This window comes from Inquilinus sp. OTU3971, assembly GCF_038440215.1.
Window position 1 is genome coordinate 1 of record NZ_JASATH010000148.1, and the last position, 20,884, is coordinate 20,884.

Consider the following 20,884-nt stretch of genomic DNA (forward strand, 5'->3'; position numbering starts at 1 on the left):
TTCGCTGGCCGCCATGAAGGTGCGGGCGCTGCTGCTGGAGCGGCACGGCCGCGCCTTGCCGATCCGCCATTTCTTCGACCATCCCACCCTCGCCGGGCTGGCCGCCAGCCTGGACCTCGGGCCTGCCGAGCAGCGCCTGGACGACATGGACAAGTGGATGAGCGAACTCGAGGACCTGACATGACCGTCGATGCTCAGCAGATCGCCCGCCGTTTCGCCGCGCTGGCGCCGGACCGCCGACGTGCCTTCCTCGACAAGCTGGCCGAGCACGGCGTGGACTTCGCCACGCTGCCGATCGTGCCGGTCGAGCGCGGTGGCGACCTGCCGCTGTCGCACGCCCAGCGTGGGCTGTGGCTGACCTGGCAGTGCGACCCGGCCAGCCCGGCCTACACCATGGCCGGCATCCTGTCCCTGTCCGGCGATCTCGATGCCGCGGCGCTGCAGGGGGCGGCCGGCGATCTCGTCACCCGGCACGAGGCTCTGCGCACCACCTTCGGCTTCGACGCCGAAGGCCGGCCGGTGCAGCGCCTGCATGCCGAGCTGCCGCCGCCCTTCACCATCCGCGACCTGCGCGCGGCAGGGGAGGTGGAGAGCGACACCTTTGCCGAAGCCCTGGCGCGGCAGCCCTTCGATCTCGAATCCGGGCCGCTGCTGCGCTTCGAGCTGCATGGGCTGGGCGACCGCGAGCACCGGCTGGTCCTGGCCCTGCACCACATCGTCGCCGATGGCTGGTCGATCGGGCTGCTCATCCGCGATCTCGCCGCCCTCTATGCCGCCCGGCGCGACGGCAAGCCCGCCGGCCTGCCGCCGCTGGCGCTGCATTATGCCGACTACGCCGCCTGGCAGCGCAGCTGGCTCGAGGCAGGGGAGGAGGCACGGCAGCTCGACGCCTGGAGGGCCGCGCTGGGCGACAGCCACCCGCCGCTCGACCTGCCCTTTGACCGGCCGCGGCCGGCGGAGCGCAGCGACGCTGGGGCGGCGCACCATTCGCGGCTGTCGAGGCCGGTCAGCGACGGGCTGCGCGCCCTGGCCCGCGGCCGCAACGCCTCGACCTTCATGGTCATGCTGGCGCTGTTCAAGCTGCTGCTTGCGCGCAACGGCGGCGGCGACGACATCCGCATCGGCGCGCCCCTGGCCCATCGCGGCCGAGCCGAGACCCACCCGATGATCGGCTACTTCACCAATGTCGCGGTGCTGCGCACGGTCGTCGACCAGCGCCGGGGTTTCGCCGCCCTGCTGGACCAGGTGCGCGAGGGCCTGCTGGCGGCCGAGACCCGGATCGACGTGCCCTTCGACATGGTGGTCGAGGCCCTGGCACCGTCGCGCCAGGCCGGGGTGCATCCGCTGTTCCAGGTGAAATGCACCGAGCAGGCCGACGCGCCGGGCGGCGGTGATTTCGCCGGCCTGGCCATGACGCTGCGCGGCCTCGGCAGCGGCGCCGCGCATTTCGACCTCAGCCTCGACTTCACCGACCGGGCGGAGGGCATCGACATCCTGATCGCCTACACCACCGACGTGTTCGACGCGGCGACGATCGAGCGGCTGGCGGCGGATTTTTCCGCTCTGGCCGAGGCCGTGGTGGCCGCGCCGGAGCGGCGGCTGGCCGATCTTGCATCCGCTGCGGCGCCGGCCACTGCTTTCGGGCCGGTGAGCAGCGAGCCACCGGCGGATCTGGTGGCGGCCTGGCGCGTACAGGCGGTGGCGCGACCTGAGGCGGTTGCCATTCGGCACGAGGACCGGTCCTACACCCGGGCGCAGCTCGACCGGGCGTCCGACCGGTTGGCCCGGCGGCTGGTGGCCCATGGCGTCCGGCCCGAGGACCGGGTGGCGCTGCAGATGGGGCGCACGCCGGAATGGGTGCTGGGCATCCTCGGCGTGCTCAAGGCCGGCGCGGCCTATCTGCCGCTCGACCCCGCAGCACCGGCCGAGCGGCGGGCCGAGCTGGTGGCCGACAGCGGTGCCCGCTGGCTGGTGGTCGATGCCGAGACGCCGGAAAGCTTCGGCTGCGAGGTCCTGCGCCTGTCGCTTGACGACAAGGCCGATAAAACCTCGACCCCGCTGCCCGAGGCGGCACCGGATCAGGCCGGCTGCCTGATATACACCTCGGGGTCGACCGGCAAGCCCAAGGGCGTGGTCGTCACCCGCAGCGGCATCGCCGACTACGCCCGCGGCGTGCTGCAGGCCCTCGCCCTGCCGGACGGCGCGCGGATGGCGATGGTCTCGACCGTCGCCGCCGATCTCGGCAACACCGTGCTGTACGGCGCGCTCTACAGTGGCGGAGAGCTGCACCTGATCGACCCGGCCCGCGCCTTCGACCCCGACCGTTTCGCCGAATACATGTCGGCGCAGCGCATCGAGGTGCTGAAGATCGTGCCGAGCCATCTGCAGGCGCTGCTGCAGGCGCGCCGGCCGCAGGATGCGCTGCCGGCCCACACGCTGGTGCTGGGCGGCGAGGCCACCGGCTGGCCGCTGCTGGAGCGGATCCGCCAGCTGGCGCCCGGCTGCCGGGTGGTCAACCATTACGGCCCGACCGAGGCCACGGTCGGCGCGCTGTGCCAGCCCGCCGTCGAGGCCCGGCCCGCGGCCGAGGCCTGGCGCGCCGCCGGCACGCTGCCGATCGGCCGGCCGTTGCCGGATGCCGCGGCGCATGTGCTGGACGACCACCTGAACCCGGTGCCGGCCGGGGCGGCGGGCCAGCTCTATCTCGGCGGCCCCGGCGTGGCGCGCGGCTATCTCGGCCGCCCGGACCTGACGGCGGAGCGCTTCGTGCCCGACCCCTTCGGCCCGCCCGGCGCCCGGCTGTACCGCAGCGGCGATCGGGTGCGGCGGCTCAAGGACGGCAGTCTCGAATTCCTCGGCCGGGCCGACGACCAGGTGAAGATCCGCGGCTACCGGGTCGAGCCGGGCGAGGTGGCGACGGCGCTGCGTAGCCTCGACGGCGTCGGCGACGCCGCGGTGGTGGCGCTGCCGGCGGAGGATGGCCGGCTGCAGCTCGTCGCCTATGTCGCGGCGCCGGCCGGCACGGATCTGGAGGCGGTGAAGGGCAAGCTCGCGGCGCGCCTGCCGGACTACATGGTTCCAACCGTCTGGGTGCGGCTGGACGCCCTGCCGGTCACGGCCAATGGCAAGCTCGACCGCAAGGCGCTGCCGGCGCCCGAGGCGGCGAAACCGGCCGGCGAGCCACCGCGCGGTGAGACCGAACAGGCGCTGGCCGCCCTCTGGTCCGCCCTGCTGGGCACCGACGCGATCGGCCGCGACGACAACTTCTTCGCCCTCGGTGGAGATTCGATCCTCAGCCTCAAGCTGCTGGCCCGGATCCGCAAGCAGGGCCTGGCCGGGGGCAAGTCCCTGTCTCTGGCCGACATCCTCAATGCCCACAGCCTGGCCGAGCTCGCGGCGCGGATCGCGCCGGCGTCGCCGAAGGGGCCGGAGGTGGTACATCTGCGGCGCGGCGGCGACAGCGTGCCGCTCTACTGCCTGCCCGGGCTGATCGTGAACTCGACCGAGTTCGCCTCGATGGTCGCGGCGCTGGGCGGCGACCGACCGGTCACCGGCTTCGTCAGCCACGTCTACACCGAGCAGCGCTGGCGCGGCTACGACATGGCGGCGCTGGCCGAGGAGTTCGCCGCCCATATCGAGCGCACCGCCGGCGGGCGTTGCGCCCTGCTCGGCTGGTCCTCCGGCGGCGACCTGGCCTTCGAGACCGCGCATCGCCTGAAGGGGCGCGTGGCTGTCGAGTTCCTGGGCCTGGTCGATGTCTTCGAGAACGTCGATGTCCGCACCGAGCGGCCGCCGGCCGCAGGGGAGCGGCAGCGGGCCGCTTCCCTGCTGGAGCAGTGGCTCGGCCGCTCGGCCATGGCGGCGCAATGGCGATCGCTGTTCGGTCTGATAGACGAGAGCGAAAAGGCGGCGCTGGACGAGTATGTCCTGGCTCATGCCGACGGCCTGCCGGTGGACGGGCCCGACCTGACCTCGCGCGAATTCGAGCTGTGGGCGATGCTGGACAAGCGGCTGCGTGCCGCGCGCTACGGCTACCGGCCGCTCGACCTGCCGGTCCATGTCTGGCAGGCGGAGGATTCGTTGGGCCGGCCGGAGCGGCTGCGCGACTGGAGCCTGTTGGCGCCGGTGGCGGCACTGGCCCGGGTGCCGGGCGCCACGCATCTCGACATCATCCACGCCCCGGACTTCCTGTCCGGGGTCCGGGAGGCGCTGCGTCGGGCCGATGCCGTGCCGGCGGTTGCGGCGCAGTAGAGCGGGGTGAAAGGTCCGCCGGTCAGTGGGGGTAGCTGATCGGCGGGCCGCCGGCCGGGTTGGGCAGGACGCCCATCGGGATGCCGTAGATCGCCTGCAGGCGCTCCGGCTGCAGGATCGCATCGGGAGCGCCGCGGGCGATCAGCCGGCCGGAATGCAGCGCCACGATGTCGTCGCAGAACCGCGCCGCCATATTGATGTCGTGCAGCACCACGACGACGCCCAGCCCCTTGCTGCGGCTCAGCCGCTGCACCAGCGCCAGCACATCGACCTGATGGGCGATGTCGAGGGCGGAGATCGGCTCGTCCAGCAGCAGGCAGGCGGCATCCTGGGCCACCAGCATGGCCAGCCAGGCGCGCTGCCGCTCGCCGCCCGACAGGGTCTCGACCAGCCGGTCGGCGAAGGGGGCGGTGTCGGTCAGCGCCATCGCCTCCTCGACCTTGTCCCGGTCGGTCGCGCCGAAGCGGCCGAGCGCGCCGTGCCACGGATAGCGGCCGAGCGCCACCAGCTCGCGCACCAGCAGGCCCGAGGCGGGCGGCGTCTGCTGCGGCAGATAGGCGACCCGGCGGGCGAAGGCGCGGTCGGCCCAGTCCCGCAGCGGCCGCCCCTCGAAGCGGACCGAGCCTGCACTCGGCGGCTGCTGCCGCGCCAGGATCTTCAGCAAGGTCGATTTGCCGGAGCCGTTGTGGCCGATCAGCCCGGTGACCCGGTGCGGCGCCAGCATAAGGTCCAGCGGCTGCAGCAGGGTGCGGTCGGCCACGGCGAAGGCGGCCTGCGACAGCTCGAACATCGCCGGCGCGGCGTCGGTCTCGGCCGCAGGCGCGGGGGCGGTGTGGTTCATGCCGGTCTCGCTTTCACCAGCGGGCAGGTCGAGCACAGCTCAAGGCTGGGGATCAGATAGCGGATGCAGCAGACCCGCCGCAGCCTCTTTTGCTGGCCGTCGCGCTCAACATAGCGCACCGGCTCGAACAGGGGGTTGCCACGCCGGCCGGGCCAGTCGCGGCTGGCCAGCAGGGCGCGGGCCTGGGCCGGGCCGGGGCCGCGCGCCATGCCGGATTCCTCGATCTGGCGCAGCAGGTTCTCGAACAGGTTGCCGACATTGCTCCACAGCACCTTCGCGCTGGCGCGGCTCTGCGCCGCGACCGCCCGGATCAGCGGATCGATATGGCCGTCGACCAGCGCCCCGAAGCGCTCGAACCCGTCGGCCGGGGCGGCCGCGGCGCCGCCATGCGGCAGCCGGAAGGCCGTCGTCTGCCCGTCGGGTGCTGTGATCACCTCGATCTCGTCGAGGTCGGTCGGCAGCCCGTGCTCGAGCAGCAGGCTAGCCGCCATCACCGGCGTCAGCAGCATCCAGAAATGAAACTTCGACCACATCGAAGCCACCGCCCGCGGCTCCGGCTGGTCGTAGCGCCGGGCGAAGCGCTCCAGGATCGGGCCCAGCACGGCGGGATCGAGCAGGTCCGATCCGCGCACGCCCGGGCGCGGATCGTCGGCCAGCACCAGCCGGTCGGCGAAATCGGCCAGCGGGCCGATGAAGATCGGGGCGAGGGCGTCGATCATGGGGTGCCTGCGGGTGTCATGCCGGCCGTCGTCGCTGCATCAGCCAGAGGAAATACGTGCCGCCGACGAAGGTCGCAACCAGCCCGGCCGGCACCTGCCAGGGAACGGCGATGGTCCGGCCCAGCCAGTCGGCCAGCACCATCAGCCCGGCGCCGAGCAGACCGGCCGCCAGGATCTGCGGCGTCGGCCGCCGCAGGCCCAGCATGCGGACCATGTGCGGCGCCATCAACCCGACGAAGCTGAGGGGGCCGACGGTCAGCGTCGCCCCGGCCGTCAGCAGGGCCGCCAGCAGCAGCAGGGCGGCCCTGCTGTGGGTCAGCGAAACGCCGAGCGCCCGGCCGGTCGCGGCGCCGAGCGGCAGGATGGTCAGCCAGCGCCCGGCCAGCGGCAGGATCAGGGCGGCGGCGAGGGCGAGGCCGCAGGTGATCGCCGCGTCGCTGGCAGAGACGCCGTAGGTCGATCCGGACAGCCAGCCCAGCAGCAGCGCCGTGCGCGGATCGCCGCTGAACAGCAGTCCGGCCAGGAAGGCGCCGGCGATGGTGGTCAGCGCGGTGCCGGCCAGCAGCATGTGCTCGGAGGAGTAGGCCGAACGCCGGCCGAGCCAGAGCACCGCCAGCAGCGCCGCCAGGGCACCGAGCCCGGCCACTCCGGTCAGGGCCAGGCGGTCCAGCCCGGGCACGAGAATCGCGGCCAGGATCAGGGCCAAGGCAGCGCCGGAGGAGACGCCGAGCAGCTCCGGGCTGGCCATGGCGTTGCCGGTCAGGCGCTGCAGCACGACGCCGGCCGTCGCCAGCATGAAACCGGCCCCCAGGGCGGCGGCGACGCGCGGCGCCCGCCAGGGCAGCAGCAGGTCGAGCTCGCCGCCCAGGGCCCAGCGCCAGCCCTCCGGCATGCGACCCAGCGCCAGCGCCGCCCAGACGACCAGGCCGAGCAGCAGCAGCGCGCCCGCGACCCAGGGCCAGGGACGCCGGCGGCGGTGATCGGCAGACTCGGCGGGGCGGTCCGGACGGGCCTCGCCTGCCGCCGGCCGCAGCCGGCGCAGCAGCCACAGCAGCAGCGGCGCGCCGAGGAGGGCGGTGACCGCGCCGGTCGGGATCGCTCCGCCGGCATCGACGAACTGCACCAGCTGGTCGGTCAGCGCCAGCAGCCCGGCGGAGACCGCTGGCCCCCACAGCAGCCGGTCGCGGAAACGGCGGGCGCCGGCGAGGCGGGCGATCGCCGGCCCGGTCAGGCCGATGAAGCCGATTGGCCCGACCAGGGCGGCGACCGAGGCGCTGAGCAGCACCGCCGCCGCGATCGCGGCGAGGCGCGCCGCCGCCGGCGACAGGCCGAGGCCGCGGGCGCCGTCCTCGTCGAGGTCGAGCAGCGTCAGCGGCCGCAGCATCAGCGCGCCGGCCAGCGCGGTCAGGGCCAGGCGCGGCGCCAGGGCCAGCGCCACGTCCCAGTTGTTCTGGTTCAGCGATCCGCCCTGCGACACGAACAGGTCGGTCAGGGCCTGGTGGTTGAACAGCACCAGCATCTTGCTGCCGGCATCGAGATAGAAGGTGACGACCAGCCCGGCCAGGATCACGGCGATCGGCGCCAGCTTGTGGCGCCAGCTCAGCAGCAGGATCAGGGCCATCGCCGCAGCGCTGCCGAGCAGGGCCACGGCCTCCTGCCCGACATCGAGCAGCGACGGCGCCGCGAGGGTGGTGGCGATCAGCGCCAGCCGGGCGCCGGCGAAGACGCCCAGCGTCCCGGGCTCGGCCAGCGGGTTGCGCAGCGCCTGCTGGAACAGCACGCCGGCGAGGCCCAGCGCGGCGCCGCCGAGCAGCCCCACGACGAGGCGGGGCAGCAGGCTGTACTGCGCCAGCATCTGGCGCATGTCGGCCGGGTCGGGGGTGGTCAGGGCCTGCTGCCACTCCGCCGCCGGCAGCAGCGCCCGCAGATGGTGCAGGAACAGGGCCAGGGCGGCGGCGATCAGCAGCGCCGCCAGCAGGGCCGGGCGACCGGTTGCCGCCGGCCGGGGCAAAGCGAGGTCAGCCATTCGCGGCCCCGTGCGCCGGCAGGACCCGAGCGAGCTGCTGGGCGAAGCGGGTGGCGGAGAACACGCCGCCATTCGGATAGATCACCGGCATCTCGATCACCCGGCCCTGGCGCACCGCCGGCAGCGCCGCCCAGAGCGGGCTGGCGGCGAGCTGCCGCAGGGCGCGCTCGGTCTCGGCGCCGCGGTCGAAATGGATCAGCCGGGCCTCGGCATTGCCCGCGAGTTGCTCGATGCCGATCGAGACGGTGCCCCAGACGTTGGTCCGCCCGATCCAGGCATTGCGCAGGCCGAGGCGGGACAGGACGTCGCCGATCATGCCGCTGCCGCCGAAGATCGCGGCGTGGCGCCCGTCCTCGTTGAAGCGGACGACATAGACCGGCCGGTCGGTCCAGGGCTCGATCGCGCGGCGTGCCTCGGCCAGGACGGCGTCGGCGCGGTCGGTCCAGGCCCGGGCCTCGGCATCGCGGCCGGTCAGCGCCGCCGCGCGCATCAGCAGGTCCCGGGCATGGTCCAGCGCCGGCTTCCGGGTGGAGAAGGTCGGCAGCCAGGCGACCGGGGCGATGCGTTCGAGGTTGTTCTGGCCGGCCTCGGCCCAGGACGGGGCCAGGATCAGGTCGGGCCGCAGTTGTTGCAGCAGCTCGAGATTGGGCTCCTGCAGCGGCCCCAGATCCGGCACGCCGTCCGGCAGCATTGGCTCGGCCACCAGCCGCTGATAGAGCGGGATATTGCCGACCGCGACGGGGGTGACGCCGAGCGTCAGCAGCGTCTCGGTCAGCAGCAGGTCGAGGCATGCGACCCGGCGTGCCGGCTCTGCAGGACCGGGGGCCTGCGCGCGCGCCCAGGCCGGGCCGGCGAAGGCCAGCCCGATCCCGGCCAGGAGCGCGCGCCGGTCCAGCATCAAAAGATCACCAGCGGTAGCCCAAAGTGGCCGACACAGTGAGAGGCTCGCCGTAGCGGCAGCCGCTGATGTCAGTGCAGGTCATGTACTCCTTGTCGAACAGGTTCTTGGCGTTGACCTGCAGCGTGGTTCCGGTCAGGCGCTCGTCGATCGCGCCGAAATCATAGGCGACCATGGCGTCGACCAGCACCCGGCCCGGCACGTCCTTCTCGGTCTCCTCGTTTCCCGGGATGTTGGTCGAGCTCAGATACTGCAGACCGGCGCCGATCGTCAGGCCGGTGAGGCCGAGTTCGTCCAGCTTGTAATCGGCCCATACAGCGAGGTTGTGATACGGCACCTGGGCGAGGCGCTCGTTCTTGAAGTAGTCGGCCTCGTTCTCGAGGAAGCGGGCGTCGGTGTAAGCATAGGCGGCAACGAGATTGAGCGCGCCGATGCTGGCCCGGGCCTCCAGCTCGAGGCCTTGCGACCGCACCTTGCCATTCTGGATCGAAAAGGTGGTGTCATCCGGATCCGTGGTCAGGACGTGGTCCTGGTCGATCCGGAAGATGGCGCCGCTGATCAGGAAGTTCTCGCCGGGCGGCTGGTAGCGCAGGCCGATCTCGTATTGGTCGGCCTTGGTCGGCTCGAACTGCTCCCCGGTTGCGCTGATGCCGGCGTTCAGCGCGGTGGGCTGGAACGACTGGCTGAAGCTGGCATAGGGCGCTAGGCCGTTGTCGAACAGGTACAGCAGCCCGACGCGGCCGGTGAAGGCGGTGTCCTCGCGGTTCTGCTTCCGGTCAAGGTCGAAAGCATCGAGGAAGGCCTGCGAGCGGTAGTTGGTGTTGTACGAATTGGCCCAGTCGTAGCGGCCGCCGAGCACCAGGATCAGCTTGTCGTAGATCTTCATCTGATCCTGCAGGTAGACGCCGACCTGCGAGCCCGAATTCTTGAAGCCGGTGTTGTTGGTGGTGTTGACGGTCACGTTCGCGTCGTAGACCGGGTCGTAGATGTCAAGCGGACCGACGGAGCCGCCGAAGCGGTTGGTGTCGTAGCTGATGCCGTAGGTGTCGATGCCGGCCAGCAGCGTGTGCTGGACCGGCCCGGTCTCGACCTTCGCCTCCAGCGACGTGTCGGTGGTGAAGCCGGTCGATGTCTCGCGACGGTTGACCACGCCCCGGCTCAGGCTGTCGCCGGTGAGCGTGCCGTAGTTCAGATAGTCCCAGGTCACGTCGGCATGATAGTAGCGCAGGGAATTGCGCAGGATCAGGCTGTCGTTGAACTTGTGCTCGAGCTGGTAGCCGAGCGTGTAGCTCTGGCTGTAGTAGCGGTCATAGCCCTTTTGCCCGATGAACAGGTCACGCGGGATCGTGCCGTGGCGCAGATCGTCGTAGTCCATCGGCGGGGCGAAGCGGGTGTAGATCTCCTGATAGTCGCTCAGGAAGGTGATCGTGGTCGCGTCCGAGGGGCGCAGGGTGAAGGCGGGGGCGATGTACAGCTTGTCGTCGGGGACGTGGTCCACCCAGTTGCCCGAATCGCGCCACAGGCCGGTCAGCCGGTAGGAGAGCATGCCGTTGTCGTCGATCGGGCCGCTGGTGTCGCCCGAGAACTGGGTCCGGCCGTAGCTGCCGTATTCGGCGTTCACTTCATGGAATGTCGTGTCGGTCGGCCGCTTGCTGATGGCGTTGACCACGCCGCCCGGGCTGAGCTGGCCGTAGAGCACGGAGGACGGGCCGCGCAGCACCTCGATACGCTCCAGCCCGTATGGCTCCTGGTTGCCGTCATAGACGTTGGACTGCAGCCGCAGACCGTCGCGCAGCATGCCGGACCCGCCGGCGGCGACATTGAAGCCGCGGATCATGAAGTCGTCGTTCATCCGGCTGTAGGCCGGGGACTGGAAGGTGATGCCGGGGGTGTAGGTCAGTGCCTCCGACAGCGTCTCGGCATTGGTCGCGGTGATCTGGTCCTTGGGGACCACCGAGATCGACTGCGGCGTCTCGATCAGCGGCGTGTTGGTCTTGGTGGCGCTGAGGCCGGTGTTGGCCACGAAGCCCTGCACCGGGGCGGTCGGGTTCTCACCCTGGCCGGTGACGACGATCGGGGCCAGGGCGCCGCCGTCCTGGATCTGCTGGGCCTGCGGCTGGGCCGGAGGCTGAGTTTGCGGCTGCGTCTGCGCCTGCGCGAACGTCACGACCGACCCGCCAGCCGCGACGAGAATGGTTGTCGTTAGCAACATCCGCACGCGATCGCGCGCGCCGTATCCAGCACCCATGCCACCCCATCCTTCTTATTCGGAACCGCGGGCACCGGCGGCCTGCGCCGACCCGTCTTCGAATGCCGGGTGCTCATTATCAAGAATAATAATGACTCGCAATCTCATTTCATGAAGATTTTCGACGATCTCGACGGATCGGGCGCGCCCATGCCGGCCGTCAGGCCTTGCTGAGCCGGTCGAGGATGGTCTGGGCCTGGTCCAGGTGGCGCTTGGTGATCGGCACCAGCTGGGTCGCGATCGCCTTCAGCGCCGGGTTGGCGCCGAAGCTGCTGTAGTCCTGCTGCAGCTTCAGCGCCGCGGTGTGGGCTTCGACCTGGGTCCGCATGTACAGCCGGTCGAAATCCTGCTCGGTGGCGCTGGCCAGGTCCTGCAGCAGCTGGTCGTGCCGGGCGTCGACGCTGGCCGGAAGGGACGTCGCGAGGTCCTGGCCCTTCGCCGCTTCGGCCAGCTGCTCGCCGGCCTTGGTGTGGTCCTCGATCATCATCCGGGCGAAGCTGCGAACCTCGTCGGAGGACGCCTTCTTCAGCGCTGCCTGGGCGGACGAGACCTCGAACAGGTCGCCGATCGCGGTCTGCTGGACGTAGCCGGCGGCGTCGGTCTGTGCCGGCTGCGCGGCGGCGCTCTGCGCCGATGCGGTCGGGACGGTCGCGAGGCAGGCCAGGGCGGCGAAGGCCGCGACCGCCAGGAGGCGTCTCATGGTCGGCTCCGTGCTGAAAGCAGGCGAGCTTGCCTGGTCAACGAGCGGCCCGGATCGCAGGTTCCGACGCCATCGGCACCGGGTCGACGCGGATCTCGGCGATCAGCGGCAGGTGGTCCGAGACGAGCCGGCCCTCCGGATCGACCCAGCTGCGCTGCAGGGCATGACGTGGCCGGCAATACACCCGATCCAGCGTCAGCACGGGGCAGCGGGCCGGATAGGTGCGCTGCGGCGTCCGCCCCGGCAGCATCTCGGCCAGCGACCGCCGGACGGCGCCGTTCCAGGTCCAGTCGTTGAAATCGCCGAGCATGACCGAGGTCGGCGCCGCGCTGTCGGCGATCCGCGCCAGCATCGCCGCCTGGCGCCGCCGCTCGGCGAAGGCGAGACCGAGATGGACCGCGGCGAGGTGGAACGGCCCGCCCGGGGCCGAGACCATGGTCTCGATGGCGCAGCGGGGCTCGCAGCGGGAATGGGTCAGGTCGTGCAGCTGGATGGCGGACAGGGGCCAACGGCTGATCAGGAGATGGCCGTAATGCCCGTCCGGCGCGACGATGGTCCGCGCCGCGGCGGTGTGGGTGCCGAGCGCCGCGGCGAGCCGGGCGAAGGGCGAGTCCGGGCCGGTGCCGCGGCCGCGAGAATCCACCTCCTGCATGGCGACGATGTCGGGCGCGTGCCGCTGCACCAGGGCGATCACCCGGTCCAGGTCGTAGCGGCCGTCCGGGCCGAGGCCGGCATGGATGTTCCAGGTCAGCAGGCGGATCGGCGCGTCCGTCACGACCGGGAACGCCGCCCCCGGCTGACCAGCGCCTGCAGCCCGATCGACAGCGCGATCCAGGCGGCGATGACCGCCAGCAGGACGCCGATCTCCGCCAGCGACGGGTCGCGCAGGATCGACAGGAGGCGGTCGCCCAAAGTCGACAGCACCAGCAGCCCCGGCGCCAGCCCGATCGCCGTGCCCAGGGTGAAGTCCAGGATCGGGATCCGCGCCGCGCCCGCGACCAGATTGACCAGGGTGAAGGGGGCGATCGGGACCAGCCGGATGGTGGCCACGGCGATCACGCCGCGGCGGGCGATGCCGTCCCGGATCCGGTGCAGCCGCGGCCCCATCACGGCACGCAAGGCAGCCTCGCCGGCCAGCAGGCCGACCAGATAGCCGGCGAGTGCGCTGGCCAGCGCGCCGGCCCCGGCATAGGCCAGCCCCGGCCAGGCGCCGTACGCGGCGGCGGTGGCGGCGATCAGCACGGTCACCGGGAACATCACCATGCCGCCCAGCACGAAGGCGGCGACGACCAGCGGCAAGGCCCAGCCGGTACCGGCCAGGCCGTGCAGCGACTGCTGCAGCCGCTCCGGCTGGATCCAGCCGGCGAGGTCGGTGGCGCCCCAGGCCAGCGCCAGCAGCAGGGCGGCGACCACAATCGGGACGATGCGCAGCAGGCCGCGCCAGCGCGCCTTGACCGAGGCAAGGGCGCGGTCGACCAGGCCGGTCGCCGGCAGCGGATGGTGGGGATCGGCCACCGCCGCAATGGTCCAGCCACGCTCCTCCACGACCGCCCGGCCGTCGTCGATCGGCACCAGGCGGCGCCCTCCGGCTCCCATCGTGTCGAGGGCGGCGAGCAGCGAACCGGCCGCGCCGATCCGCCGCTCCATCTCCCCCGGCTCGACCCCGCAATGCTCGCCCAGCAGGCGGGCACGGACCGCCCGGATGGCCCGGCGCTCCGCCGCGGTCATGGCCTCGATGGTCAGGTCGCATTCGCTGTCGACGCCCATCGACCGGTTGCACAGGTTGGCCGAGCCGACCCGCAGCAGGCGGTCGTCGACGATCATCAGCTTGGAATGGACCATGATGTCGGTGGTCGCGCCGTCATGGCCGGCCTGCGGATGCAGCAGCCGGACCCGGTCGGCGACGCCGGCGGCACGGAGGATCTCCACGAAGCGGATGCGGCCCGCCGCCATGGCGCGGTGCTCGACCCAGCTGTGATGGATCCGCGGCGCCATGAGCACCGCCTGCAGCGTCGGCACCTGCCGCATCCGGCGGGCCAGGCGTTCGGCGATGCGGGCGCAGGTCAGGAACTGGTTCTCGATGTAGATCACCTCCTGTGCCGCATCGATCATGTCCTCATACAGGACCTCGATCTCGCGCACCTCGCCTTCGCCGGGATAGAGCGGCAGGGTGCGCGAGATGCCGACGGCGACATCGCCGAAGTCGGCCTCGACCCCTTCGGGCCAGGGGACGGACCGCGCTGCGACGGCGGGCAGTGCCTCATAGCTCGCGCGCTCCCAGCGCCAGCGGGCGAGTTCGGCCAGGGCCCGCGCGGCCGGGCCGTCGACCGCCATCTGCACGTCGTGGAAGGGCGGGTAGGGGACTCCGGCCGGATCGACCCGAGCGGCCGCCGCCGGCCGGTGCTCGGACGTGTCCCAGCGCCGGATCGTCAGGTCGAGCCCGCCGACGAAGGCGACGGCATCGTCGATCACCACGATCTTCTGGTGATGCGAGGAGCCGACCGGGATCTCGTCGTCCAGGCACAGCTCGATCTGCGGCGGCGTGCTCCATTGCAGGGTGAGCAGCGGCAGCGGTTCCCGCTCCAGCGCGTAGAACAGCGAGTAGTTCCACAGCAGCAGCTTGACCGACAGCTCGGGCCGGTCGCGGACCAGGGCGCAGAGGAAGTCGCCCAAAGTCGCCGGCAGCCCGTCCGCCGGCTCGCCCTCCGGCCCGACCAGCGGCGTTCGGCTGTCGATGTCCCAGCCGATCACCAGGATGCGGTGCCTCGCCTGCCGCATCGCCGAGCGCAGCGCCCCGAAATAGGCGGCGGCGTCGACCAGCACCGCGGCGCGGTGCGCGTGCTCGATCCGCCAGACATTCCGCCGCGGCCGCAGCATGGGCGTCTCGGGCGGGCAGTCCTCGTCGATGGCGGCACTCCGAATGACCCTCACGGCATCTCTCGCTTCGTGTCCTGCCCAGTCAACGCGCGAAGGCGGGAAAATGTCGCCGCCGACGGGCTTGCCGCAGAAACGGCGGCGGTCTACGAGAAGCGGCATTGTCGCCTGGAGAAGAGCCGATCCCGCCATGAGCCTGCTGACCGACGGCGCTGCCGCCACCTGGGGCATCGCCGCGCTGGCGACCGGCGGGGTGATCCTGCGGCCCTGGCGCCTGCCCGAGGCGATCTGGGCGGCGATCGGCGCCATGGCGCTGGTCGGGTTCGGCCTGCTGCCGACATCCGATGCGCTGGCGGCAATAGGCAAGGGCGCCGATGTCTACCTGTTCCTGATCGGCATGATGCTGCTGGCCGAGCTGGCGCGCACGGAAGGCCTGTTCGACTGGGCTGCAGCGATCGCGGCGCGCAAGGCCCGTGGATCGGCCAGCCGGCTGTTCGGCCTGACCTATGTCGTCGGCATCGTCGTCACCGTCTTCCTGTCGAACGACGCGACCGCCGTGGTGCTGACGCCCGCGGTCTACGCCGTGGCGCGGGCGGCCGGGGCGGCGCCGCTGCCCTATCTGCTGATCTGCGCCTTCATCGCCAACGCCGCCAGCTTCGTGCTGCCGATCTCCAACCCGGCCAACCTCGTGGTGTTCGGCAGCCAGATGCCGCCACTGCTGACCTGGCTGTCCTGGTTCGCCCTGCCGTCGGCGCTGGCGATCGGCGCCACCTTCGTCGCGCTGCGCCTGACCCAGGCCAAGGCGCTGCGCGCGCCGATCGCGACCGAGGTGACTGTGCCGGCCCTGCCGCCCGGCGGCCACATGGCGGCCTGGGGCCTCGGCATCACCGCCGTGGTGCTGCTGCTGGCCTCCGCCTTCGGGCTCGATCTCGGCCTGCCGACGGCGCTGGCCGGCCTCGCCACCACCGCCGCCGTGCTACTGCACCGCCGGGCGGCGCCTTGGGGGCTGCTGCGCCGCATCTCCTGGGAGGTGCTGCCGCTGGTCGCCGGGCTGTTCGTGCTGGTCGAGGGGCTGGACCGCACCGGCGTGGTCCGTCTCCTCGCCGCGGCGCTGCAGGACGCCGCCGCCCGCTCGGTCGACGGCGCCGCCTGGGGCACCGGCGCGATCGTGGCGGTCGCGACCAACCTGATGAACAACCTGCCGGCCGGGCTGATCGTGCAGTCGACCCTGGCCCAGGCACCGATGCCGCCGCAGCTCGCCGGCGCTGCCTTGATCGCCATCGTTCTCGGCCCGAACCTGTCGGTCACCGGTTCGCTCGCCACCATCCTCTGGCTGGTGGCCCTGCGCCGTGAGGGGCTGGAGGTCGGGGCCTTGCGGTTCCTCCGGCTCGGTCTTGTTGTGATGCCGCCGGCGCTGCTGCTGGCCCTCGCCGGATTTCTCATCCCCTGGTGATCAGGCCAGGCTCCACAGGGCGAGGATCAGCGCCACGACGAAGATGAGTGCGAACAGGAAGGTGATCGCGTAGATCGGCCTCAGGGTCTGCGGCAGCCTCGGATCGGACGTTGCGGGGCCTCGCGCGAGCTCGGTGTCCGCCGGACGCCCGATCGCTTCGCGGCGGCGGGCGTCCCGAATCTCGTCAGCCGCGGGCGGCATGCCGGCGGCCTCGTCATCGGTGCCGAGCGGGGCGGCCGCCGGGTCCTGCACCGGGATCTTGTCCCCGGTCAGACCACGGTCGATGTCGTGCCGCAGCTGTTCTGCTCTCTCTTTCCGGCTGGGCGACGCCATTCGTCCAAGCTCCGAGATGGGCCGTTGCCCAGGCAATGCCCGCAGCCGGCCGTCGGTTCCGACGGGTTGTTGACATGCCGGCCGAACTGGCCCCGGCGCGGCGCTGTTGAGCCTTCAAGACGCATCAAACCGACAGGAGAGTGCGATAAACCGACAGGAGAGTGCGATGAGCGACCCGAGAGAGCATCTGACGCATTGGCTGCGCGACGCCTATGCCATGGAGAGTCAGGCCGTCTCCCTCCTGGAGACTCAGATCGACCGCCTCGAGACCTATCCCCAGGCCAGGGCGAAGGTGCAGGAGCATCTGCGGCAGACCAAGCGGCAGCGGCAGGATGTGGGGGACTGCCTGGCGAAGCTGGGTGCCGACCCGTCCGACCTCAAGGTTCTGGCCCAGAAGACCATCGCGAATCTCCAGGGCCTGTTCCATTCGATGACCGAGGACGAGGTGCTGAAGCATGCGCTCGGCAGCTACTCCTTCGAGCAGTTCGAAGCCGGCAGCTACCGCATGCTCGCCGCCGCCGCCCGCGAGGCCGGCGAACCCGGCATCGCCGAGACCTGCGAGCGTATCCAGGCCGAGGAAGAGGCGATGGGCGACTGGATCTGGCAGCAGATGCCGGCCCTGACCCAAGAGTATCTCAGCCGCTCCGAGGTCGGGGTCACCGCCAAGCGCTGACCCCGGCCGGCCGGGCGCGGCCGATCAGGCCGTCCGCACCCAGACCAGCATCTCGCCCGGATCGCGGTTGTCCCAGGCGTAGTAGGGCACGGCCCTGATCCGGACCGGATGCTCGGGCGGCGGGGCGGTGCGGTAGAGGTCATCGCCCCAGTCCGACACCGGCTGCGCCCGGGCCTGACCCTCCAGCGTCACCACCCCGCCCAGCAGGCCAGGCTCGTCGCGCGGGGTCAGCTTGGCATCCGTCGGCAGCACCAGGCTGTTCAGCGGCACGCCGTTGTCGACGCCCTCCAGGCAGTAGACCAGCGGCCCACGCCGGATCGCGGCCCGGCCGGCATCGTGCCGGATTTCGGGATGGGCGTGGATCCGCTCGACCGCCAGCTCCAGGTCCAACCGCACCGTGTCGCCGGCGGCCCAGCGCCGGGTGATCGCGGCATAGCCGTTGCGGGTAATGGCCGCGAGATCCTGCGCCGTGCTGTTGACCGACAGGCTGGCCTTCCGGCACCAGCCGGGGATGCGCAGATGCAGGGTGAAGCTGGCCGGCGCGTCGGGCTCGACCGTCAGCGCGATGGCGCCGTCCCACGGATAGCGCGTTTCCTGCACCAGCCGGACCTTGCCGCTGGCGACGTCCAGCGCGGCGATGCTGTCGCCGTAGAGATGGACGGCGATCCCGTCCTCGGACTGGCCATACATGTAGCTGCCGATCGAGGCGGTCAGCCGGGCGATGTTGGGCGGGCAGCAGGGGCAGCGGTGCCAGGTCCAGCGGTGGTGGCCGCCGCGGCTCTCCAGCGGGTTCTCGTAGAAGAAGGTGGCGCCGTCCAGCGACAGGCCGGACGAGGCGCCGTTGTACAGCGCCAGCTCCATCATGTCGGCGTAGCGCGCATCGGGGCCGAGGCCGAGCATCCGGCCGGCCCAGAAGACCAGCCCGACCGCAGCGCAGGTCTCGGCATAGGCGCTCTCGTTCGGCAGGTCGTAATCGGCGGTGAAGCCCTCATTGTCGGCGGAAGGGCCGAGCCCGCCGGTGACGTAGAGGCGCTTGCTCGTCAGGTCGCGCCACAGCCGCTCCAGCGCCAGGCGCAGGCCGTCGTCGCCATACTCCATCGCGATGTCGGCCATGCCGCTGTACAGGTACATGGCGCGGACGGCGTGGCCGACGACCTTGTCCTGCTCGCGCACCGGCAGATGCGACTGGTTGTACTCGTAGGTCTTGAAAATATAGTCCTTCGCGTCGCGGCCCTGCTCGCGCGCCTCGGCATCGTAGAAATGCGGCTGCCGGCCGCGCTCGTCGATGAAGTACTTGGCCAGGTCCATGTATTTCTGCTGGCCGGTGACGCGGGCCAGCTTGACCAGCGCCAGCTCGATCTCCTCATGGCCGCAATAACCGGGCTTCTGGCCGGGGCCGGTGCCGAGCACGGTGGCGACGTGGTCCATGAAGCGGCACATGATGTTCAGCAGCTGGCGCTTGCCGGTGGCCTGGAAGTAGGCGACGGCGCCCTCGATCAGGTGGCCGGCGCAGTACAGCTCGTGGCAGTCGCGCAGATTGGTCCAGCGCAGCCCCGGCTGGATCCGCTGGTACCAGCTGCTCAGATAGCCGTCGGGCTGCTGCAGCCGGCCATACAGCTCGATGACATGGTCGACCTTGCGCTCCAGCTCCGGGTTCGGGGTGCGCTGCAGGCAGTACGCCGCGGTCTCGATCACCTTGCCGAAATCGGAATCCCAGAACATCTGGGCGGTGACCAGCCCGCCATGGAACGGGATCTTCACCCCCGGCGCCGGCTGGTCGGGGTCGATCTGCTGCAGCATCCCGGCCTCCTCGCAGCGCTGATACAGCGTGTCGGCGGTCCGGGCGCAGACGGCGTCGATGCGGGCGCCCCAGAAGCCGCGGACCTCGACCTGCGGCACGGCGGGCGGGCGGAAGCGCGCGCGGGGCGCAGTCTCGGCGGCGGGGGTGACGGTCATCCGGAACTCCATTGATCGATCGGTCGGTCAGGGAATGCGCCTACTTCACCGCGCCGGCCGTCAGGCCGCGGATGTAGAAGCGCTGCAGGGCGAGGAACAGGATCAGGCAGGGGATCATCATGACGGTGACGCCGGCCTGCACCGCGCCCCAGTTCACGGCTCCGAAGCGGCCGGAGCGGACGGCGGTCATCAGGATCGGCAGGGTGAACTTGTCCTGGTCGGTCATCAGGATCAGCGCGGCCAGGAACTCGTTCCAGGCGGCCAGGAAGGCGAACAGCGCCACGGTGACGATGCCGGGGAACACCAGCGGCAGCATCACCCGGGCGAGCAGCTGCAGGCTGCCGGCGCCGTCGATCCGCGCCGCCTCCTCGATCTCGCGCGGCACCGCGTCGAAGGCGTTGCGCATCATGAAGATCGAGAAGGGCAGCTGCAGCGTGACGTAGATCAGCACCAGCCCGGCCAGCGTGTTCTGCAGCCCCAGCCTGGTCAGCAGCAGGAACAGCGGCGTCAGGATCGACTGGAACGGGATCATGATCGTGGCGATGACCAGGACGAACAGCGCGTTCTTCAGCGGGAAGCGGAAACGCGAGAAGCCGTAGCCGCCGAGCAGGCTGACGATCGAGGTGATGAGGGCGGTGGCGATCGCGACGGTCAGGCTGTTGCCGGCGTAATGGCCGACGCCGGCGCCGAAGGCATCGAGTGCTCTGTAGCTGTCGGTGCTCCAGCCGGCGCTCGGCCAGGGCGGCAGCGGCGGCAGGTTGGCCTCCGACGCCGGCTTCAGGCTGGCCAGCATGGTCCAGGCGATCGGGGCGAGGAACAGCAGGGCGGCGATCAGCGCCGCCGCCTGCAGCAGGAAGCCGGGGGCGGCCCGGCGCATCGGCATGGTGGCGCTCATGACTCGCCCTCCGGATGGCGCAACAGGCGCAGCTGGATGACGCTCAGGGCCAGCAGGATGGCGAGCAGCACCATCGACAGCGCCGCGCCGTAGCCCAGGCGGAACGAGACGAAGGACTGGTTGAAGATCCAGTAGACGGCGGTCACGGTCTGGTTGCGCGGGCCGCCGCCGAGGATGATGTAGAACTGGTCGAAGGCCAGCATCGAGCCGGTGACCGACAGGATCAGTGCCAGCGCGATGGTGCGGCGCATCAGCGGCAGGGTGATGCGGCGGAACCGCGCCCAGGGGCCGGCGCCGTCGATCTTCGCTGCTTCCAGATAGTCGGCCGGGATGCCCTGCAGCCCGGTCATCAGGATCACCATGGTGAAGCCGGCGACCTTCCACACCACCATGGCGATGATCGACCAGAAGGCCGGGTCGAAATCGGCCAGCAGGTTGACCCGGCCATCGGTCAGCCCCAGCGCGGCCGCCGCCGGGCTGAACAGCCCGGCATCGACGTTCAGCAGCCAGGCCCACAGCAGGCTGGCCGAGGCGAAGCCGACCACCACGGGCAGGAAATAGGCGGTGCGGTAGAAGCCGCCGAAGGGCCGCGGCTTCTCCACGAACAGCGCCAGCGGGAAGGCGGCGGCAAAGATCGCGACGGTGACGACGACGGTGTAGAGGGCGGTGAAGCGCAGCGCGTTCCAGAACCGGGTGTCGCGGGCGATGGCGAGGTAGTTGTCGAGGCCGATGAAGCGCGATACGCCCATCAGCGGCCAGTTGTGCAGCGACATCCAGGCCGTCATCGCCAGCGGCACGACGAAGAACACCAGCACCAGCGCCACCGCCGGCAGGACGAAGAGCAGGCCCGCCCATTGGTGCCGGCGGATGGGGCGGCGGCGGGCGAGGGCTTGCGGAATGGCGCCCGCGGCCTGCGTCGTCGACATCACGCCGGTCCTCCGCCCGTGCCCGCTTCATCCTTGTCCCCTCTCCCCTTGCGGGAGGGGGTTAGGGGGAGGGGTCTGGGGGGGGGGCGGG

Annotated in this window: 16 protein-coding genes; 4 read left to right on the plus strand and 12 right to left on the minus strand. The window is 71.3% G+C overall.

What is annotated here, in order from left to right:
• Together AAHM41_RS28930 and AAHM41_RS28935 are read left to right on the plus strand one after the other, a co-directional pair.
• The coding region (locus AAHM41_RS28930) for an acyl carrier protein (RefSeq protein WP_342240083.1) at positions 1–184 on the plus strand (184 nt) is incomplete at its 5' end.
• Positions 181–4,251: an amino acid adenylation domain-containing protein gene (locus AAHM41_RS28935; protein WP_342240084.1), complete on the plus strand. Its 4,071-nt coding sequence runs from the start codon at positions 181–183 to the stop codon at positions 4,249–4,251. The genes AAHM41_RS28930 and AAHM41_RS28935, both read left to right, overlap by 4 nt.
• A gap of 22 nt (positions 4,252–4,273) precedes the next feature.
• On the opposite strand, the gene AAHM41_RS28940 is transcribed toward AAHM41_RS28935, so the two are convergent.
• From AAHM41_RS28940 to AAHM41_RS28975, 8 genes are all read right to left on the minus strand, one after another.
• Positions 4,274–5,092: an ATP-binding cassette domain-containing protein gene (locus AAHM41_RS28940; RefSeq protein ID WP_342240085.1), complete on the minus strand. Its 819-nt coding sequence runs from the start codon at positions 5,090–5,092 to the stop codon at positions 4,274–4,276.
• Complete coding sequence (gene fhuF, locus AAHM41_RS28945) at positions 5,089–5,811, minus strand: siderophore-iron reductase FhuF (protein WP_342240086.1); 723 nt, start codon at positions 5,809–5,811, stop codon at positions 5,089–5,091. Before fhuF ends, AAHM41_RS28940 begins: the two co-directional genes overlap by 4 nt.
• Before the next feature lie 16 nt (positions 5,812–5,827).
• On the minus strand, positions 5,828–7,837 hold the full coding sequence (gene fhuB / locus AAHM41_RS28950) for a Fe(3+)-hydroxamate ABC transporter permease FhuB (protein WP_342240087.1): 2,010 nt from the start codon (positions 7,835–7,837) through the stop codon (positions 5,828–5,830).
• Positions 7,830–8,735, minus strand: a complete 906-nt coding sequence (locus tag AAHM41_RS28955) for an ABC transporter substrate-binding protein (RefSeq protein ID WP_342240088.1) — start codon at positions 8,733–8,735, stop codon at positions 7,830–7,832. The genes fhuB and AAHM41_RS28955 overlap by 8 nt, the downstream gene beginning before the upstream one ends.
• Before the next feature lie 7 nt (positions 8,736–8,742).
• Entirely contained in the window at positions 8,743–10,902 is a 2,160-nt protein-coding gene (locus tag AAHM41_RS28960) for a TonB-dependent siderophore receptor (RefSeq protein ID WP_342240089.1), read from the minus strand.
• Between the two features lie 241 nt (positions 10,903–11,143).
• Positions 11,144–11,683 carry a DUF4142 domain-containing protein gene (locus tag AAHM41_RS28965; protein ID WP_342240090.1) on the minus strand — a complete coding sequence of 180 codons (540 nt, stop codon included), beginning with the start codon at positions 11,681–11,683 and terminating at the stop codon, positions 11,144–11,146.
• A 37-nt stretch (positions 11,684–11,720) separates the two neighbouring features.
• Complete coding sequence (locus tag AAHM41_RS28970; RefSeq protein ID WP_342240091.1) at positions 11,721–12,458, minus strand: endonuclease/exonuclease/phosphatase family protein; 738 nt, start codon at positions 12,456–12,458, stop codon at positions 11,721–11,723.
• Positions 12,455–14,614: a VTT domain-containing protein gene (locus AAHM41_RS28975; RefSeq protein ID WP_342240092.1), complete on the minus strand. Its 2,160-nt coding sequence runs from the start codon at positions 14,612–14,614 to the stop codon at positions 12,455–12,457. Before AAHM41_RS28975 ends, AAHM41_RS28970 begins: the two co-directional genes overlap by 4 nt.
• 133 nt (positions 14,615–14,747) lie before the next feature.
• On the opposite strand from AAHM41_RS28975, the gene AAHM41_RS28980 reads away from it, so the two are divergent.
• Entirely contained in the window at positions 14,748–16,010 is a 1,263-nt protein-coding gene (locus AAHM41_RS28980; RefSeq protein WP_342240093.1) for an SLC13 family permease, read from the plus strand.
• On the opposite strand, the gene AAHM41_RS28985 is transcribed toward AAHM41_RS28980, so the two are convergent.
• Complete coding sequence (locus AAHM41_RS28985) at positions 16,011–16,343, minus strand: hypothetical protein (RefSeq protein WP_342240094.1); 333 nt, start codon at positions 16,341–16,343, stop codon at positions 16,011–16,013.
• Positions 16,344–16,509: 166 nt separating this feature from the next.
• Between AAHM41_RS28985 and AAHM41_RS28990 the strand changes: the two genes are divergently transcribed.
• Positions 16,510–17,016, plus strand: a complete 507-nt coding sequence (locus tag AAHM41_RS28990) for a ferritin-like domain-containing protein (protein WP_342240095.1) — start codon at positions 16,510–16,512, stop codon at positions 17,014–17,016.
• Positions 17,017–17,040: 24 nt separating this feature from the next.
• Here AAHM41_RS28990 and AAHM41_RS28995 read toward each other — a convergent pair whose 3' ends face one another.
• The 3 genes from AAHM41_RS28995 to AAHM41_RS29005 are packed head-to-tail and all read right to left on the minus strand — an operon-like array spanning position 17,041 to position 20,793.
• Entirely contained in the window at positions 17,041–18,972 is a 1,932-nt protein-coding gene (locus tag AAHM41_RS28995; protein ID WP_342240096.1) for a glycoside hydrolase family 127 protein, read from the minus strand.
• A gap of 40 nt (positions 18,973–19,012) precedes the next feature.
• Complete coding sequence (locus AAHM41_RS29000) at positions 19,013–19,867, minus strand: carbohydrate ABC transporter permease (protein ID WP_342240097.1); 855 nt, start codon at positions 19,865–19,867, stop codon at positions 19,013–19,015.
• Positions 19,864–20,793 (minus strand): carbohydrate ABC transporter permease, encoded by a 930-nt coding sequence (locus AAHM41_RS29005; protein WP_342240098.1) that lies wholly within the window; start codon positions 20,791–20,793, stop codon positions 19,864–19,866. The genes AAHM41_RS29000 and AAHM41_RS29005 overlap by 4 nt, the downstream gene beginning before the upstream one ends.
• Positions 20,794–20,884 lie beyond the last annotated feature (91 nt).

Bases quoted from the DNA above. Each gene is read 5' to 3' on its own strand.
- AAHM41_RS28935 (WP_342240084.1), top strand. From the start codon at position 181: ATGACCGTCGATGCTCAGCAGATCGCCCGCCGTTTCGCCGCGCTGGCG.
- AAHM41_RS28940 (WP_342240085.1), bottom strand. From the start codon at position 5,092: ATGAACCACACCGCCCCCGCGCCTGCGGCCGAGACCGACGCCGCGCCG.
- fhuF (WP_342240086.1), bottom strand. From the start codon at position 5,811: ATGATCGACGCCCTCGCCCCGATCTTCATCGGCCCGCTGGCCGATTTC.
- fhuB (WP_342240087.1), bottom strand. From the start codon at position 7,837: ATGGCTGACCTCGCTTTGCCCCGGCCGGCGGCAACCGGTCGCCCGGCC.
- AAHM41_RS28955 (WP_342240088.1), bottom strand. From the start codon at position 8,735: ATGCTGGACCGGCGCGCGCTCCTGGCCGGGATCGGGCTGGCCTTCGCC.
- AAHM41_RS28965 (WP_342240090.1), bottom strand. From the start codon at position 11,683: ATGAGACGCCTCCTGGCGGTCGCGGCCTTCGCCGCCCTGGCCTGCCTC.
- AAHM41_RS28980 (WP_342240093.1), top strand. From the start codon at position 14,748: ATGAGCCTGCTGACCGACGGCGCTGCCGCCACCTGGGGCATCGCCGCG.
- AAHM41_RS28985 (WP_342240094.1), bottom strand. From the start codon at position 16,343: ATGGCGTCGCCCAGCCGGAAAGAGAGAGCAGAACAGCTGCGGCACGAC.
- AAHM41_RS28990 (WP_342240095.1), top strand. From the start codon at position 16,510: ATGAGCGACCCGAGAGAGCATCTGACGCATTGGCTGCGCGACGCCTAT.
- AAHM41_RS28995 (WP_342240096.1), bottom strand. From the start codon at position 18,972: ATGACCGTCACCCCCGCCGCCGAGACTGCGCCCCGCGCGCGCTTCCGC.
- AAHM41_RS29000 (WP_342240097.1), bottom strand. From the start codon at position 19,867: ATGAGCGCCACCATGCCGATGCGCCGGGCCGCCCCCGGCTTCCTGCTG.
- AAHM41_RS29005 (WP_342240098.1), bottom strand. From the start codon at position 20,793: ATGTCGACGACGCAGGCCGCGGGCGCCATTCCGCAAGCCCTCGCCCGC.